Origin of the sequence: Cellulomonas sp. SLBN-39 (assembly GCF_006715865.1) — a bacterium.
GTDB lineage: Bacteria > Actinomycetota > Actinomycetes > Actinomycetales > Cellulomonadaceae > Cellulomonas.
In genome coordinates, this window is record NZ_VFOA01000001.1 from 3,379,803 (window position 1) to 3,394,459 (window position 14,657).

Annotated in this window: 14 protein-coding genes; 9 read left to right on the forward strand and 5 right to left on the reverse strand. The window is 75.2% G+C overall.

Going from position 1 to position 14,657, the window contains the following annotated elements; genetic code table 11:
• Positions 1 to 21 precede the first annotated feature (21 nt).
• Positions 22 to 258, reverse strand: coding sequence for a DUF5703 family protein (locus tag FBY24_RS15430; protein WP_142161933.1), 237 nt, complete (start codon positions 256 to 258; stop codon positions 22 to 24).
• Between the two features lie 202 nt (positions 259 to 460).
• Here FBY24_RS15430 and FBY24_RS15435 point away from each other — a divergent pair, with 202 nt between their 5' ends.
• On the forward strand, positions 461 to 742 hold the full coding sequence (locus FBY24_RS15435; RefSeq protein WP_140458817.1) for a primosomal protein: 282 nt from the start codon (positions 461 to 463) through the stop codon (positions 740 to 742).
• A 25-nt stretch (positions 743 to 767) separates the two neighbouring features.
• Here the strand turns inward: FBY24_RS15435 and FBY24_RS15440 are convergent, their stop codons facing one another.
• Positions 768 to 1,739 carry an aldo/keto reductase gene (locus FBY24_RS15440; protein WP_142161935.1) on the reverse strand — a complete coding sequence of 324 codons (972 nt, stop codon included), beginning with the start codon at positions 1,737 to 1,739 and terminating at the stop codon, positions 768 to 770.
• 63 nt (positions 1,740 to 1,802) lie between these two features.
• Here FBY24_RS15440 and uppP point away from each other — a divergent pair, with 63 nt between their 5' ends.
• Complete coding sequence (uppP, locus tag FBY24_RS15445; protein WP_140458819.1) at positions 1,803 to 2,696, forward strand: undecaprenyl-diphosphatase UppP; 894 nt, start codon at positions 1,803 to 1,805, stop codon at positions 2,694 to 2,696.
• A gap of 16 nt (positions 2,697 to 2,712) precedes the next feature.
• Here uppP and FBY24_RS15450 read toward each other — a convergent pair whose 3' ends face one another.
• The gene (locus FBY24_RS15450; protein ID WP_142161937.1) at positions 2,713 to 3,831 is read right to left on the reverse strand and encodes a CorA family divalent cation transporter; all 1,119 of its coding nucleotides are present in this window, start codon (positions 3,829 to 3,831) and stop codon (positions 2,713 to 2,715) included.
• A 50-nt stretch (positions 3,832 to 3,881) separates the two neighbouring features.
• On the opposite strand from FBY24_RS15450, the gene mshC reads away from it, so the two are divergent.
• Positions 3,882 to 5,129: a cysteine--1-D-myo-inosityl 2-amino-2-deoxy-alpha-D-glucopyranoside ligase gene (mshC, locus tag FBY24_RS15455; protein WP_142161939.1), complete on the forward strand. Its 1,248-nt coding sequence runs from the start codon at positions 3,882 to 3,884 to the stop codon at positions 5,127 to 5,129.
• A gap of 7 nt (positions 5,130 to 5,136) precedes the next feature.
• Here mshC and FBY24_RS15460 read toward each other — a convergent pair whose 3' ends face one another.
• On the reverse strand, positions 5,137 to 6,015 hold the full coding sequence (locus FBY24_RS15460) for a PAC2 family protein (RefSeq protein WP_174243504.1): 879 nt from the start codon (positions 6,013 to 6,015) through the stop codon (positions 5,137 to 5,139).
• Between the two features lie 161 nt (positions 6,016 to 6,176).
• On the opposite strand from FBY24_RS15460, the gene FBY24_RS15465 reads away from it, so the two are divergent.
• Together FBY24_RS15465 and FBY24_RS15470 are read left to right on the forward strand one after the other, a co-directional pair.
• Positions 6,177 to 7,193 carry a methyl-accepting chemotaxis protein gene (locus FBY24_RS15465; protein ID WP_142161941.1) on the forward strand — a complete coding sequence of 339 codons (1,017 nt, stop codon included), beginning with the start codon at positions 6,177 to 6,179 and terminating at the stop codon, positions 7,191 to 7,193.
• Between the two features lie 78 nt (positions 7,194 to 7,271).
• On the forward strand, positions 7,272 to 7,970 hold the full coding sequence (locus FBY24_RS15470) for an HAD family phosphatase (RefSeq protein ID WP_255432431.1): 699 nt from the start codon (positions 7,272 to 7,274) through the stop codon (positions 7,968 to 7,970).
• An 18-nt stretch (positions 7,971 to 7,988) separates the two neighbouring features.
• Here FBY24_RS15470 and FBY24_RS15475 read toward each other — a convergent pair whose 3' ends face one another.
• Positions 7,989 to 8,855 (reverse strand): PD-(D/E)XK nuclease family protein, encoded by an 867-nt coding sequence (locus FBY24_RS15475; protein ID WP_255432532.1) that lies wholly within the window; start codon positions 8,853 to 8,855, stop codon positions 7,989 to 7,991.
• 111 nt (positions 8,856 to 8,966) lie between these two features.
• Here FBY24_RS15475 and FBY24_RS15480 point away from each other — a divergent pair, with 111 nt between their 5' ends.
• The 4 genes from FBY24_RS15480 to dop all read left to right on the forward strand — a co-directional run bounded on the left by FBY24_RS15480 (position 8,967) and on the right by dop (position 14,644).
• A complete protein-coding gene (locus FBY24_RS15480) occupies positions 8,967 to 10,094 on the forward strand; it encodes a site-2 protease family protein (RefSeq protein ID WP_142161943.1) in 1,128 nt (375 codons plus the stop codon).
• 52 nt (positions 10,095 to 10,146) lie between these two features.
• On the forward strand, positions 10,147 to 11,196 hold the full coding sequence (locus FBY24_RS15485; RefSeq protein WP_370510999.1) for a tRNA (adenine-N1)-methyltransferase: 1,050 nt from the start codon (positions 10,147 to 10,149) through the stop codon (positions 11,194 to 11,196).
• Positions 11,197 to 11,340: 144 nt separating this feature from the next.
• The gene (gene arc / locus FBY24_RS15490; RefSeq protein ID WP_142161947.1) at positions 11,341 to 12,969 is read left to right on the forward strand and encodes a proteasome ATPase; all 1,629 of its coding nucleotides are present in this window, start codon (positions 11,341 to 11,343) and stop codon (positions 12,967 to 12,969) included.
• A 64-nt stretch (positions 12,970 to 13,033) separates the two neighbouring features.
• Complete coding sequence (gene dop / locus FBY24_RS15495) at positions 13,034 to 14,644, forward strand: depupylase/deamidase Dop (protein WP_142161949.1); 1,611 nt, start codon at positions 13,034 to 13,036, stop codon at positions 14,642 to 14,644.
• The last annotated feature ends 13 nt before the right edge of the window (positions 14,645 to 14,657 follow it).

Consider the following 14,657-nt stretch of genomic DNA (forward strand, 5'->3'; position numbering starts at 1 on the left):
CCCGTGCGGCGGGGCGCACGCTCAACCCAGGGTCTCGACCAGCGTCGAGCGCACCCGGATGATCTTGCGCCGCAGCCACACCCGCCGCTCGCCGCCCGCGTACAGGCGGGTGCGCGCCAGCTCCCAGCGGCCGTACTCGGCCTCGTCGGTGAGCATGCGACGGGCGTCGTTGCGCGACGTCGTGCGGGGGATCGTCACGACCCGGTACTCGTACTGCGCCGCGCTCGTGCGTGCGGCGCGCGCCTGGTCCACCGCCATGCCTCACCCGTCCCTCGTCCTGGCGCCCCGGACCGGTCCACGGCCCGTGCCTCGGCCGTGCCGCCGGGGCGCTGCGTCCGTCGGCCGTCGGCCGCCCCTCGTCCCGTCGCAGGTCGGGCCGCACGGGCGGCGTGACGTGCGCGACGGGCCGAAGGACGCCCGACCGGTGCCATTGTGCCCCCGGCGGCGCTACCGTCATCGCATGACCGTGGACCCGCGCGCTGCCCTCGACCGACTGGTGGCCGCCCTCGAGGCGCACTTCAACGCCGTGGTGGCCAGGAAGGGCGACGACGACCCCGCGGTCGACGACGCGTACGACGTGCTCGCCGACGCCTTCGAGGTGTACGACGACGCGCTCGGCACCGTGCACGGCGAGGCCACGCCGTTCTACCTCGCCGAGGAGGACGACGAGGACGACGACCTGGACGAGGACGACCTCGACGAGGACGACCTCGACGACGACGTGGACCTCCAGCAGGTCTGACGGCCCGGGCCGCCCCTGCGGCGCGTCAGCGGGCGTCGAGGCGCTCGGGGTAGCCGAACGACGGTGCCGTGATCTCGTCGAGCGCCCGGACGATCTCGTCCGGGAGCTCGAGGTCGTCCGCGCCCAGCGCCACCCGCAGCTGGGCGGCCGTGCGGGCCCCGACGAGCGCCGACGCCACGCCCGGGCGACCCACCACCCAGGCGAGCGCGACCTCCAGGGGCTGCCGCTCCAGGCCCGCCGCGGCCGTGGCGACCGCGTCGACGACGCCCGCCGCGTCGGCCGTCAGGTACGGGCGCACGAAGCCCGCCAGGTGCGCCGACGCCGCCCGCGAGTCCGACGGGATCGTGCGCCGGTACTTGCCCGTCAGCACCCCGCGACCCAGCGGCGACCACGCCAGCAGACCCGCACCGAGGCCCGTGCACGCCGGCAGGACCTCGCGCTCGACGCCGCGCTGCAGCAACGAGTACTCGGCCTCGACGGCCGCCAGGCCCGGGTCGGGCTCCAGCAGCGTCGCCGCCCGCGCGACCTGCCACCCCGGGTGGTTCGCCAGGCCCACGTACCGGGCGCGACCGCTGCTGACGGCCAGGCGCATCGCCGAGACCGTCTCCTCCAGCGGCGTGCGCGCGTCCGGGGTCTGCACCAGCCACAGGTCGACCCGGTCCGTGCGCAGGCGCGCCAGCGAACGGTCCAGGGAGTCCAGCAGGGTGCCGCGCGAGGCGTCGACCACGCCGCCGTCGACCGTGCGCCGCACCCCGCCCTTGGTGCACAGCACCAGCTCGTCGCGCGCCACCACGTCGCCCAGCAGCGAGCCCAGCAGCTCCTCGGCACCGCCGTCCGCGTACGACGCCGACGTGTCGACCAGGGTGCCGCCCGCCTCGACGAAGTCGCGCAGCTGGTCCTTGGCCTCGTGGTCGTCGGTGTCGCGGGACCACGTCATGGTGCCCAGGCCGACCGACGAGACGCGCAGGCCCGTGCGGCCCAGCTGACGGTGCTCCATGGCTCGTCACCCTAGCCGCGGACCGCGCCCGCGCCGACGACCACGGCGCTAGGGTGTGCGCTCGTGGCAACAGGCATCGGCATCGGCGACGGCATCCTCCTCGGGCTGGTCCAGGGGCTGACCGAGTTCCTCCCGGTGTCCTCCAGCGCGCACCTGCGCATCATCGGCACCCTGCTCGGCTCCGACCCCGGGGCCGCGTTCACCGCCATCACCCAGCTCGGCACCGAGACCGCGGTGCTGCTGTACTTCCGGCGCGACATCAAGCGGATCGCGCTCGCGTGGTGGTTCGCGGTCCGCGGCGGCTACGGCGTGGACTGGCGCTCGCGGATCGGCATGCCCCACGGCCGCCCGCAGGACCACGACGCGCTCATGGCGTGGTTCATCGCGCTCGGCTCGGTGCCGATCGTCGTGCTGGGCCTGGCGTTCCAGGACGCGATCGAGGCCCCGTTCCGCAACCTGTGGCTCACGGTCGTCACGCTGTCGGTGTTCGGCCTGATCCTCGGCTGGGCGGACAAGTTCTCGATCCGGCGCCGGCCCCTCGAGGAGCTCACGCCCAGGCACGCGCTGGCGTTCGGGTTCTGGCAGGCCCTCGCCCTCGTCCCGGGCGTGTCCCGGTCCGGCGGCACCATCACCGGCGGTCTGCTCATGGGCTACACCCGCGAGGCCGCCGCCCGGTACTCGTTCCTGCTCGCGATCCCCGCGGTCTTCGGGTCGGGCCTGTACCAGCTGGTCAAGAGCCTCGGCGACTTCGGGCAGGCCGGGACCCCCGGCTTCGGCGTGACGCTGGTCGCGACGCTCGTGGCCTTCGTCATCGGGTACGTCGTGATCATCGCGTTCCTGAAGATCGTCTCGACGTTCAGCTACAAGCCGTTCGTCGTCTACCGGCTCGCGCTCGCCGCGCTCGTCGCGCTCCTGCTGATCACGGGCGTGCTGGAGCCCACCGCCGGCGCCGTCTGACCGGTCCTGCTGCCGGTCAGAGCCAGCCCGAACGGCGGAACAGGCCCCACAGCAGCACGCACAGCACGGCCATGCCACCCACGGCCACCGGGTAGCCCAGGGGCCACGCCAGCTCGGGCATGTGCCGGAAGTTCATGCCGTACACGCCCGCGACGAGCGTCGGCACCGCGACGATCGCCGCCCACGCGCTGATCTTGCGCATGTCCTCGTTCTGCCGCACGGAGACCTGCGCCAGGTGCACCGCGAGCATGTCGCCCAGCAGCGAGTCGTGCGCCTGCAGGTGCCGGTCGGCCCGGTCGACAGCCACCTGCACGCGACGCAGCCAGTCCGGCTGCCGGTGGGCCGCGTCCCCGTCGAGGACCTCCTCGACCAGCTCGCCCAGGTGGGTGCCCAGCGGGGCGAGGGCACGACGGGCCTCGGCGATCTCCCGCTTGAGCGCGTAGAGCCGGTCGAGCGCGTCGGCGGCCGGGCGCTCGCTCAGCACGAGGCGCTCGACGTCGCCGACCGCGTCACCCACGGCCAGCTCGAGCTCGGCACCGCGGCCCGCGAGCGTCAGCAGCACCGCCGCGAGCACCGCACGCACCCCGTGCTCGCCCGAGGCGCGGCGCCCGTGCGTCAGACGGTCCACGGTCGCGGACACGACACCCGCGTCGCCGTCCTCGGCCGTCACCACCACGTCGTCGCGCACCACGACCACCACGCGGCCCGTCCGCACGTCCCACGAGGTGTCCACCCACGTCAGCGTCGGCGCCGTCAGGAGCAGACCGCCCCCCGGCAGCCGCTCGGCCCGGGCCCGCAGCCGCGGGTGCTCCGTCGTCGGCAGGGGGGCCTCGGCCTGCACCGTCGAGGCCCGGACGGTCTCGACGGTGCGCACGTCCGTGCCGACCGCCGCGAGCGCGTCGGCGACGTCGGCCACGTCGACGACCGTGAGCCACGTCGCCCCGCGGGCCGCCGCCTCGCCGGGGCGGACCGCCGGGTCGTCCAGCGGCACCCACGTGCCCGCGACCCCCTCCACCCAGCCCCGGGCGCCGGCCGGTGCCCCGGCCGGCGCGTCGTCGGGCGCCGCGTCCTCGTCGGGCAGCACCCCCGGGCGCACCGGTCCGTCGTCGTGGTCGTCGGGCGCGCTCGCGGTCACCGGGACATTGTGCGCCCGGGGTGGGCGCGGGGGCCGGTTAGGCTTCCGGCGTGCTCACCTGGCCTGCGCCCCAGATCCCCCGGCTCCCCGGGCGCGGCGGACCCGTCCGCGTGCTCGACACCGCCAGCGGCCAGGTCGTCGAGGCCGCGACCGGCCCCGTGGCCAGCCTGTACGTGTGCGGGATCACCCCCTACGACGCGACGCACCTCGGCCACGCCGCCACGTACGTCGCCTTCGACGTCCTCGGCCGGGCCTGGCGCGACGCCGGCCTGCAGGTGCGGTACGCGTCCAACGTCACCGACGTCGACGACCCCCTGCTCGAGCGCGCCACGGCCACCGGCGTCGACTGGCGCGACCTCGCCGTCGAGCAGACCGCCCTCTTCGCCGCGGACATGACCGCCCTCGGCGTCGTCCCGCCCGACGTCTACCAGGGCGTCGTCGAGAGCGTCCCGCAGATCGCCGCGGCCGTCGTCGCGCTGCTCGACACCGGGGCCGCGTACCGGGTGCCCACGCCCGACGCGGACGGTGACGACGTGTACGCCGACCTGTCCGCCGACCCCCGCTTCGGCTCCGTCAGCGGCCTGCCCGACGGCACGATGCGCGCGCTGAGCGCCGAGCGCGGCGGCGACCCCGACCGCCCCGGCAAGCGGTCGCCCCTCGACCCGCTGCTGTGGCGCGCCGCCCGCACCGGCGAGCCCGCGTGGGACGCCCCCGGCCTGGACCGCGGCCGCCCCGGGTGGCACGTCGAGTGCGCCGTCATCGCCCAGGGCGGCCTGGGCGTCCCCTTCGACGTGCAGGGCGGCGGGTCGGACCTGGCGTTCCCGCACCACGAGATGAGCTCCTCGCACCTGCGCCTGCTCGACGCCGGGCGGTCCGCCGCCCGGCACGTGCACGCCGGCATGGTCGGGTACGAGGGGCACAAGATGAGCAAGTCCCGCGGCAACCTCGTGCTCGTCTCGCGCCTGCTCGCCGACGGCGTCGAGCCGATGGCCGTGCGCCTGGCCGTGCTCGCGCACCGCTACCGCGACGACTGGGAGTGGACCCCGGCGGGCCTCGCCGAGGCCGAGCAGCGGCTGGTCACGTGGCGGCGCGCCCTGTCCGGCAACGGCGGTCCCGCCGCCGAGCCCGTGCTGGCCGCCGTGCGCGCCGCCGTCGCCGACGACCTCGACACCCCGACGGCTCTCGCGGCCGTCGACGCGTGGGCCGCGCGCTCGATCACCGGCGCCGGGCCCCTCGAGGAGGGCGCGCCGGGCGTCGTGGCCCGCACGGTCGACGCGCTGCTCGGCGTCCGGATGTGACGACCGCTCAGCCGCCGGTGCCCTTGTCGCGCCGGCGCAGGTAGCGCTCGAACTCCTGCGCGATGGCCTCGCCGCTGGCCTCGGGCAGCTCGGCGGTGTCCTTGGCCTCCTCGAGCTGGCGCACGTACTCGCCGATCTCGGCGTCCTCGCCCGCGAGCTCGTCCACGCCGCTCTGCCAGGCGAGCGCGTCCTCGGGCAGCTCGCCCATGGCCACGGGCTCGCCGAGGAGCTGCTCGACCCGGTGCAGGATCGCCAGCGTCGCCTTGGGCGACGGCGGGTGCGCCACGTAGTGCGGCACGGCCGCCCACAGCGACAGCGCGCGCAGGCCCCGGGCCGCGGCCTCGTGCTGCAGCACCCCGACGATCCCCGTGGGGCCCTCGTACGTGTTGGGCTCCAGCCCGAGCATCTCGCGGACCGCGACGTCCTCGCTGGTCGCGTTCACCGGGATGGGCCGGGTGTGCGGCACGTCCGCGAGGAGCGCGCCGACCGTGACGACGGTCTTCACGCCCAGGCCCTGCGCGATGTCGAGGATCTCCCCGCAGTAGCGGCGCCACCGCATCGACGGCTCGATGCCGTGCACCAGCACGACGGTGCGGCTCGTGCGCGGCGTGGTCGTCACCGCGACGGCCGTCGTGGGCCAGGTGATCTCGCGGTTGCCGTCGGGGCCGACGGCGATCACCGGGCGGTTCACCTGGAAGTCGTGGTACTCCTCGGGGTCGAGCTCGTCGACCTGCTCCGCGCCCCACGTGTCGTGCAGGTGCTCCAGCGCCTGGCTGGCGGCGCCGCCCGCGTCGTTCCACCCCTCGAACGCCGCGAGCAGCACGGGCTCGCGGGCCGGCAGGTCGGGCCGGCGCGGTTCCAGGTCGGGTCCGGGGTGCTCGCTCACCGCACCAGCCTAGGGTCCCGCACCGTCGCGGGCCTGGTCATCGGCCCGCGCGAGCCGCCACCCGTGCTGGACAGACGACCAGGAAGCCTCAAGCCCGACCCGTCGACGGTCGATGGACGGGTGAAGAAGCCCGGTCGAGCAGCGGTGAACGGAGTCCGAGCGTGCCCGAACGCGTCGTGCGGCTGGCCGAGGAGGTCGGCCAGGTCACCGGCCAGACCATGCAGGGGATCGAGCAGGTCGCCAGGAGCACCAAGATGCTCGCCCTCAACGCCCTCATCGAGTCGGCCCGGGCGGGGGAGCGCGGCGCCGGGTTCGCGGTCGTGGCCCGCGAGGTCAGCGAGGTCGCCGACCGGGCGCGGACCCTGTCCGAGGACCTGTCAGGCGAGCTGCGCCCCCGCATCGCCGAGCTCACCGAGCTCGGCCACCAGCTCGTGGCCCGCGTGCGCGGGCAGCGCCTCGCCGACCTGGCGCTCAACGCCATCGAGATCGTCGACCGCAACCTGTACGAGCGCTCGTGCGACGTGCGGTGGTGGGCCACCGACGCCGCCGTCGTCGACGCGCTCGCCCCCGGCGCCCCCGCAGCGGCCGCGACGTTCGCCGGGCAGCGTCTCGGCGTCATCCTGCGCAGCTACACCGTGTACCTCGACCTGTGGCTCGCCGACGCGCACGGGCGCGTCGTCGCGCACGGGTCGTCGACGCGGGCCCGCGACGCCGTCGGCTCTGACGTGTCCGGGCAGGCGTGGTTCCGGGCCGCCATGGCCACCCGCGACGGCGACGACTACGCGGCCCTCGACGTCGAGCAGCACGCCGCCCTCGGCGCGACCACCGCCACCTACGCCACCGCCGTCCGCGAGGGCGGGCGCGCCGACGGTCGGCCCGTGGGTGCGCTCGGTGCGTTCTTCGACTGGGAGCACCAGGCGCAGACCATCGTCGAGGGGGTCCGTCTGACGCCCGCGGAGCGCGACAGCACCCGCGTGCTCCTGCTCGACCGCGACGGCCTCGTGCTCGCCGCCTCCGACCGCGTCGGCGTGCTGCACGAGCGGGTCGCGCTGCGCACCGACGGGCAGGCCAGCGGCACGTACACCGCGGACGGCACGACCGTCGGGTTCGCCCTCACCCCCGGCTACGAGACCTACCCGGGCCTCGGCTGGTACGGCGCCCTCGTCCAGCGGCACTGACGGCCTCCTCCGACCTCGGCGGCGCCGGCACGTAGGGTCGTCACGCCCGCAACGCGCCGACGACGGAGGACCCCACCCGTGGCACCAGCACGCGACCACCGCACGCCCGACGACCTGCCCGCCGCGGTGCTGTGGGACATGGACGGCACGCTCATCGACTCCGAGCCGCACTGGATGGTCGCGGAGACCGAGCTCGTCGAGGCGCATGGCGGGGTGTGGACCCGCGACGACTCGGTGTCGATGATCGGCTCGTCGATGGACGTGGCCGCCGCACGGCTGCGCGAGCGCGGCGTGGCGCTGAGCACGGCGCAGATCGCCGACGCGCTCAACACGTCCGTCGCGGCGGCGATCGCCGCGGGCGTCCCGTGGCAGCCGGGTGCACGCGAGCTCGTCGAGGCCCTCGCCGCCGCGGGCGTCCCGCAGGCCCTCGTCACGTCGTCGTACCGGGTGCTCGCGGAGCCGTTCGCGCAGGCCGTCGGACTCTTCGACGTCGTCGTCGCCGGCGACGACGTGACCCGCCCCAAGCCGGACCCCGAGCCCTACCTCACGGCCGCTGCACGGCTCGGGGTCGACCCCCGCGCGTGCGTCGCCCTCGAGGACTCCGTCTCCGGCCTCGCGTCCGCGGTCGCGTCGGGCGCCCATGTCGTGGCCGTGCAGCTCATCGCGCCGGTCGACCCGCCGGCCGGGGTCTCGCGCACCACCACGCTGCGCGGCGTGACGGTCGCCGACCTGGCCCGGGTCGCGTCCGGGCAGCTGCTCGACCGGCGGGCGGCCTGAGCGCCGCCGCCGCGCGGGTCAGTCGGGGAGCACGCCGATCGCGCGCTGCACCGCCGCCGGCTCGACCGGCGGCGGCGTGCCGCCGAACTCCGGGCACAGGTCGCGGAACGAGCACCAGTCGCACAGCTTCGACCGGCGCGTCGGCCAGGATCCCGAGCGTGCCGTGTCCTCGATGCCCGCCCAGATCGACCGTACGCGCTGCTCCAGCGTGAGCATCTCCGCCTCGGTGGGCTCGTGCGAGACCACCACCCCGTCGCCCAGGTACTCCAGCTGCAGCCGCTTGGGCAGCACGCCGCGCGTCTTCCACACCACGTACGCGTAGAACCGCATCTGGAACAGGGCCGAGCTCTCGTAGCCCGCCCGCGGCGACCTCCCGGTCTTGTAGTCCACCACCCGCACCCAGCCGTTCGGCGCGACGTCGACCCGGTCGATCACGCCGCGCAGCTGCGGCCCACCGTCCAGGTCCACGCGCACCTGCAGCTCGCGGGCCCGCGGCTCCAGCCGGGTGGGGTCCTCCAGCGTGAAGTACGTCTCCAGCAGCCGCCCGGCCGTCGCGAGCAGCGCCAACCGCTCCTCGTCCTGCGCCACCAGGTCCGCGTACGCCGCCGAGCCGGCCTCCAGCACCGCCCATGCCGGCTCCACCAGCGCCTTGGCCGCGTCGACGGTGCGGTCGGCCGCCGGCAGGTCGAACAGCTGCTCGAGCACCGCGTGCACCAGCGTCCCGCGCGCCGCCGCCGTCGACGACGGCTCGGGCAGCCGGTCCACCACCCGCAGGCGGAACAGCAGCGGGCACTGCAGGAAGTCGTTGGCCCGCGACGGCGACAGCCCCGGCACCCGCGGGCTCGCCTGCGGGTCCGGCCCGACGGTCTCGACGCTGCCCTGCACGTCCTGGCCCCGCACGTCCACGCTCACGCGACGAGGGTAGGCGCCACGACCCACACCCCCGACCAGCCCCGCCACCGACGCCCCGGTCAGCGGCGACCGTAGGCTGGGCCCGTGAACGCAGCGCGCCCCGAGCGTCCCTCCGGCTGGGTGCTCGGGCACGTGGCCGGCGCCCCCGTCGTGCTCGCCCCGAGCTGGCTCCTCGCCGCCGTCGTCCTCACCGTGCTGTTCGCGCCCAACGTCAGCGCCTGGACCGGGCAGACCGGCACTCTCACGTACGTCGTCGCGCTCGCCTTCGTCGTCCTGCTGTTCGCCTCGGTGCTCGTGCACGAGCTCGCGCACGGGCTCGTCGCCCGCGCCCGCGGCCAGCAGCCGCACGCGTTCGTCCTGACGCTCTGGGGCGGGCACACGACCTTCGGCGGCGCCGCACCCACCCCCGCGACCACCGCGCTCGTCGCCATCGTCGGACCCCTCGCCAACATCGTCCTCGCCGTGCTCTTCCTCGTCGCCGGCCGCGCCGTCGGCGGCGACGTGCTGCTCGGCATGCTGCTGCTGTCCGGCGCCGTCGCCAACGGCTTCGTCGCCGCGTTCAACCTCGTCCCCGGCCTGCCGCTCGACGGCGGCCGCGTGCTCGAGGCCGGGGTCTGGGCCGCCACCGGCGACCGGCACCGCGGCACCGTCGTCGCCGGCTGGGCCGGGCGGCTCGTCGCCGTCGGCGTCGTCCTCGTCGCGCTCGGCAACCCCCTCCTCGCGGGGCGCACCCCCGACCTCGTCACGGTCGCCTGGGCCGCGCTCGTCGGGGCCTTCCTGTGGTCCGGCGCCACCGGCGCGATCCGCGGCGCGCGCACCGGCCGCGCCGTCGACGCCCTCACCGTCCAGCGCGTCGGCAGCCCCGCCACGGCCGTCGGCGCCCGCGCGTCCCTGGCCGAGGCCCGTGCCGCCGCGGCGGCCGCCGGCGTCGCCGACGTCGTCGTCGTCGCGCCCGACGGGCGCCCGGCCGCGTACGTCGACCCCGCCGCGGCCGCGTCGGTCCCGCCCGCGCTCGCGGGGACCACGGCCGTCGGGGCGGTCAGCGCGCCGCTGCCGGTCGGCACCACCGTCGACGGGGCGCTCGTCGGGCAGGCGCTGCTGCACGCGCTGAGCGCCGCGTCCGCGCACGGTCCGGTGCTCGCCGCGACCGTCGAGGGGCGCGTCGTGGCGCTCGTGCGGGCCAAGGACGTCGTCGCGGCGCTGCGCGGCTGACGACGGCGTCGACCGGGCCGCGTCCGGTCGCGCGGTCGTGGTGTGCCGGGGCGTGCGTGCTCGCCGCCTAGACTCGTGCCACGTGACCCACGACGCGACCGTCCCGCCCGCACCGACCGGCGCCGCCCTGCGTCGCGGGCCCCTGCGCGTCGGCGAGCGCGTCCAGCTGACCGACCCGCGCGGACGCCTGCACACGATCACCCTGCAGCCCGGCGGCACGTTCCACACGCACAAGGGCTGGTTCCGCCACGAGGAGCTCATCGACCAGCCCGAGGGTGTCGTCGTGCGCACCAGCTCGGGCATCGAGTACCTCGCGCTGCGGCCCCTGCTCTCGGACTACGTCCTGTCGATGCCGCGCGGCGCCGCCGTGGTGTACCCCAAGGACGCGGGCCAGATCGTCACGATGGCCGACATCTACCCGGGTGCCACGGTCGTCGAGGCCGGCGTCGGCTCGGGCGCGCTCACGCTGTCGCTGCTGCGGGCCGTCGGCGACGGGGGGCGGGTGCACTCGGTGGAGCGTCGCGACGACTTCGCGGCGGTCGCCCGGGGCAACGTCGAGGCGTTCTTCGGCGGCCAGCACCCCGCGTGGCGGCTGCACACCGGCGACCTGGCGGACGTGCTGCCGACGATCGCGGAGCCGGGCACCGTCGACCGGGTCGTGCTCGACATGCTCGCGCCGTGGGAGAACCTCGACGCGGTCGCGCACGCCCTGGCGCCCGGCGGGGTGCTCATCGGGTACGTCGCCACGGCCACGCAGCTGTCCCGGCTCGCGGAGGACGTGCGCACCGACGGCCGGTACACCGAGCCGCAGGCGTGGGAGTCGATGGTCCGCGGCTGGCACCTCGAGGGCCTGGCCGTCCGCCCGCAGCACCGGATGATCGGGCACACCGGGTTCCTGCTCACCACGCGGCGGCTCGCGGATGGCGTCGTCGCCCCCGAGCGCCGGCGGCGGCCCGCGAAGGGCTCGTACCCGGTGGCCGGCGACGGCACGCCGGTCGTCGAGGACGACGCCTGGACGCCCGAGGCGCTGGGCGAGCGCGCCGTCTCCGACAAGAAGGTCCGCCGCGTGCGCCGCGACCTCGGGGTCGCCGACGACGCCTGAGGTGTCCGCGGGTCGGTCACGACGCGCGCCCGCGCGGCGGACGGGCCAGGGTTGACACCGCTGGTTAGGGTCGTCGGACCAGCAGGCACAGCGGCGTGCACGGTGGACCCGGAGGGCAGGGCGACGCAGCGGAGGGGCGAGACCATGACGGAACCTTCTGGACGTGACCTGCAGCGCGAGCTCACGGTGCTCGCGGCGAAGAACGAGCGCCTCAGCGAGGCGCTGGTAGCCGCACGCGAGCAGATCCTCGAGCTCAAGCGCCAGGTGGACGACCTCGCCAAGCCGCCGGGGACGTACGCGACGTTCCTCGGCGCACGGCCGGACGGCACGGTCGACATCGTCTCGGCGGGCCGCAAGATGCACGTGGGCGCGAGCCCGACGCTCGACGTCCACCGCCTGCGCCCCGGCCAGGAGGTCATGCTCAACGAGGCCCTCACGGTCGTCGAGGCCGGCGGGTACGAGAAGGTCGGCGAGATCGTCACCGTCAAGGAGGCCCTCGGCGACGGCCGCGTGCTCGTCGTGGGCCGCGGCGACGAGGAGCGGGTCGTGCGGCTCGCAGGCCAGGTCGCCGACGCGAACGTGCGGGTCGGGGACGCGCTGACCATCGACTCGCGCAGCGGGTTCGTCTTCGAGGTCATCCCGCGGGCCGAGGTGGCCGAGCTGGTGCTCGAAGAGGTCCCCGACATCGACTACACCGACATCGGCGGGCTGGGGCCGCAGATCGAGACGATCCGCGACGCCGTCGAGCTGCCGTTCCTGCACCCCGAGCTGTTCCGCGAGCACGGGCTCAAGCCGCCCAAGGGCGTGCTGCTGTACGGGCCTCCCGGCTGCGGCAAGACCCTCATCGCCAAGGCGGTGGCGCACTCGCTCGCGGCGACGGCGGCGGCGGCGCGCGGCGAGGAGGTCACCGACGCCCGCAGCTACTTCCTCAACGTCAAGGGCCCGGAGCTGCTCAACAAGTACGTCGGCGAGACCGAGCGGCACATCCGCCTGATCTTCGCCCGCGCCCGCGAGAAGGCGTCGCAGGGGCATCCCGTCGTGGTGTTCTTCGACGAGATGGAGTCGCTGTTCCGCACCCGCGGCACGGGCGTCTCCTCCGACGTCGAGACGACGATCGTGCCGCAGCTGCTCTCGGAGATCGACGGCGTCGAGCGCCTCGAGAACGTCATCGTCATCGGCGCCTCGAACCGCGAGGACATGATCGACCCCGCGATCCTGCGGCCCGGGCGGCTCGACGTGAAGATCAAGATCGAGCGCCCCGACGCCGAGGGCGCCCGCGAGATCTTCGCCAAGTACCTCACGGCCGGCCTGCCGATCCACGCCGACGACGTCGCCGAGCACGGCGGCTCCGTGACCGCCGCGGTCGAGGCGATGATCCGCCGGGTGGTCGAGCGCATGTACTCCGAGGCCGACGAGAACCGGTTCCTCGAGGTCACCTACGCCAGCGGCGACAAGGAGGTCCTGTACTTCAAGGACTTCAACTCCGGCGCGATGATCCAGAACGTCGTCGACCGGGCCAAGAAGTCCGCGATCAAGGACTTCCTGGCCACCGGTCAGCGCGGCATCCGCGTGGACCACCTGCTGACGGCGTGCGTCGACGAGTTCAAGGAGAACGAGGACCTGCCGAACACGACCAACCCCGACGACTGGGCGCGGATCTCGGGCAAGAAGGGCGAGCGGATCGTCTTCATCCGCACGATCGTCCAGGGCAAGAAGGGCGTCGACACCTCCCGCACCATCGAGAACGTCACCAGCACCGGCCAGTACCTCTGAGGGGCGCCGGTCCGCCCGCTGGTCGTCGCGCTGCGCGGGCGGCACCGGCGCCTAGGGTGGTCGCGTGACGGTGACGCGCGTGATGGGCCTCGAGACCGAGTACGGGGTGCTCCAGCCCGGACGTCCGATGGCCAACCCGATGCTGCTGTCCTCGCACGTGGTGGCGGTGCACGCCGCGGCCCGCGACTCGGGTCGCTCGCGCGCACGGTGGGACTACGACGACGAGGACCCCCTGCACGACGCCCGCGGCTTCCACCTGCAGCGGGCCTCGGCCCACCCGTCGCTGCTGACCGACGACCCGCAGGCCCCGGCGCCCTCGGGCGACGGGCCGCAGGAGATGCCGCGCTCGACGGTCGAGGAGTACGAGGACCCGGGCGCGGCCAACGTCATCCTCACCAACGGTGCACGCCTGTACGTCGACCACGCCCACCCCGAGTACTCCACCCCCGAGGTCACGACCCCGCTCGACGCGGTGCGGTGGGACCGGGCGGGGGAGATGGTGATGCTCGGGTCGGTGCGTGCGCTCGCGTCGACGGCCGCGCTGCCGGACGTCGCGCTGTACAAGAACAACGTCGACGGGAAGGGCGCCACGTACGGCACGCACGAGAACTACCTCGTCGAGCGGGCCGTGCCGTTCGGGGACCTCGTGCGGTCGCTGACGCCGTTCTTCGTCACCCGGCAGGTCTTCACCGGTGCCGGCCGGGTGGGGCTGGGGCAGCGCGGGGAGACGCCGGGGTTCCAGCTGTCGCAGCGCGCCGACTACGTGGAGGCCGAGGTCGGGCTCGAGACGACGCTGCGCCGGCCCATCGTCAACACCCGCGACGAGCCGCACGCCGACCCGGTGCGCTGGCGCCGGCTGCACGTCATCGTCGGCGACGCCACGATGCTCCAGGTCGCGACGTACCTCCGGCTGGGCACGACGTCGCTCGTGCTGTGGCTCGTCGAGCAGGCCGCGGCGTCCGACGGGCCCGCGCGGGCCGCGCTGCGTGACGTCGACGCCCTCGCCCTGCGGGACCCGGTCGGGTCGGTGCACGCGGTCAGCCACGACCTGACCCTCACCGAGCGCCTCGAGCTCGCCGACGGTGGGCGCCTGACCGCGCTGGAGGTCCAGCGCGTGTACCTCGACGCCGTGCGGACCGCCCTGGACGCGACGGGGGAGGCGCCCGACGAGCAGACCGCCGACGTCGTGGGCCGCTGGGCGTCGTTGCTGGACCGGCTGGCGACCGACCCGGCGTCGTGCGCGCGCGAGGTCGAGTGGCTCGCCAAGATGCGGCTGCTGGAGGGCATGCGGCGCCGCGACCACCTCGACTGGGACCACCCGCGCCTGGCTGCCGTCGACCTGCAGTGGTCCGACGTGCGGCCCGAACGCGGGCTCTACCACCGGCTGGTCGCCGCCGGTGCGGTCGACCTGCTGGTCACCGAGGAGCAGGTCCGTGACGCGGTCGTGCACCCGCCGCAGGACACCCGCGCGTACTTCCGCGGTGAGGCCGTCGCCCGGTACGGGCCCCACGTGTCGGCCGCGAGCTGGGACTCCGTCGTCTTCGACGTGCCGGGCGCGCAGACGCTGCAGCGGGTGCCCATGCGCGACCCCCTGCGGGGCACGCGGGCGCACGTCGGCGAGCTGCTCGACCGCAGCCCCGACGCCGCGACGCTCCTCGCCGGGCTCGGCGGGTAGCGGGCCGGCAGCG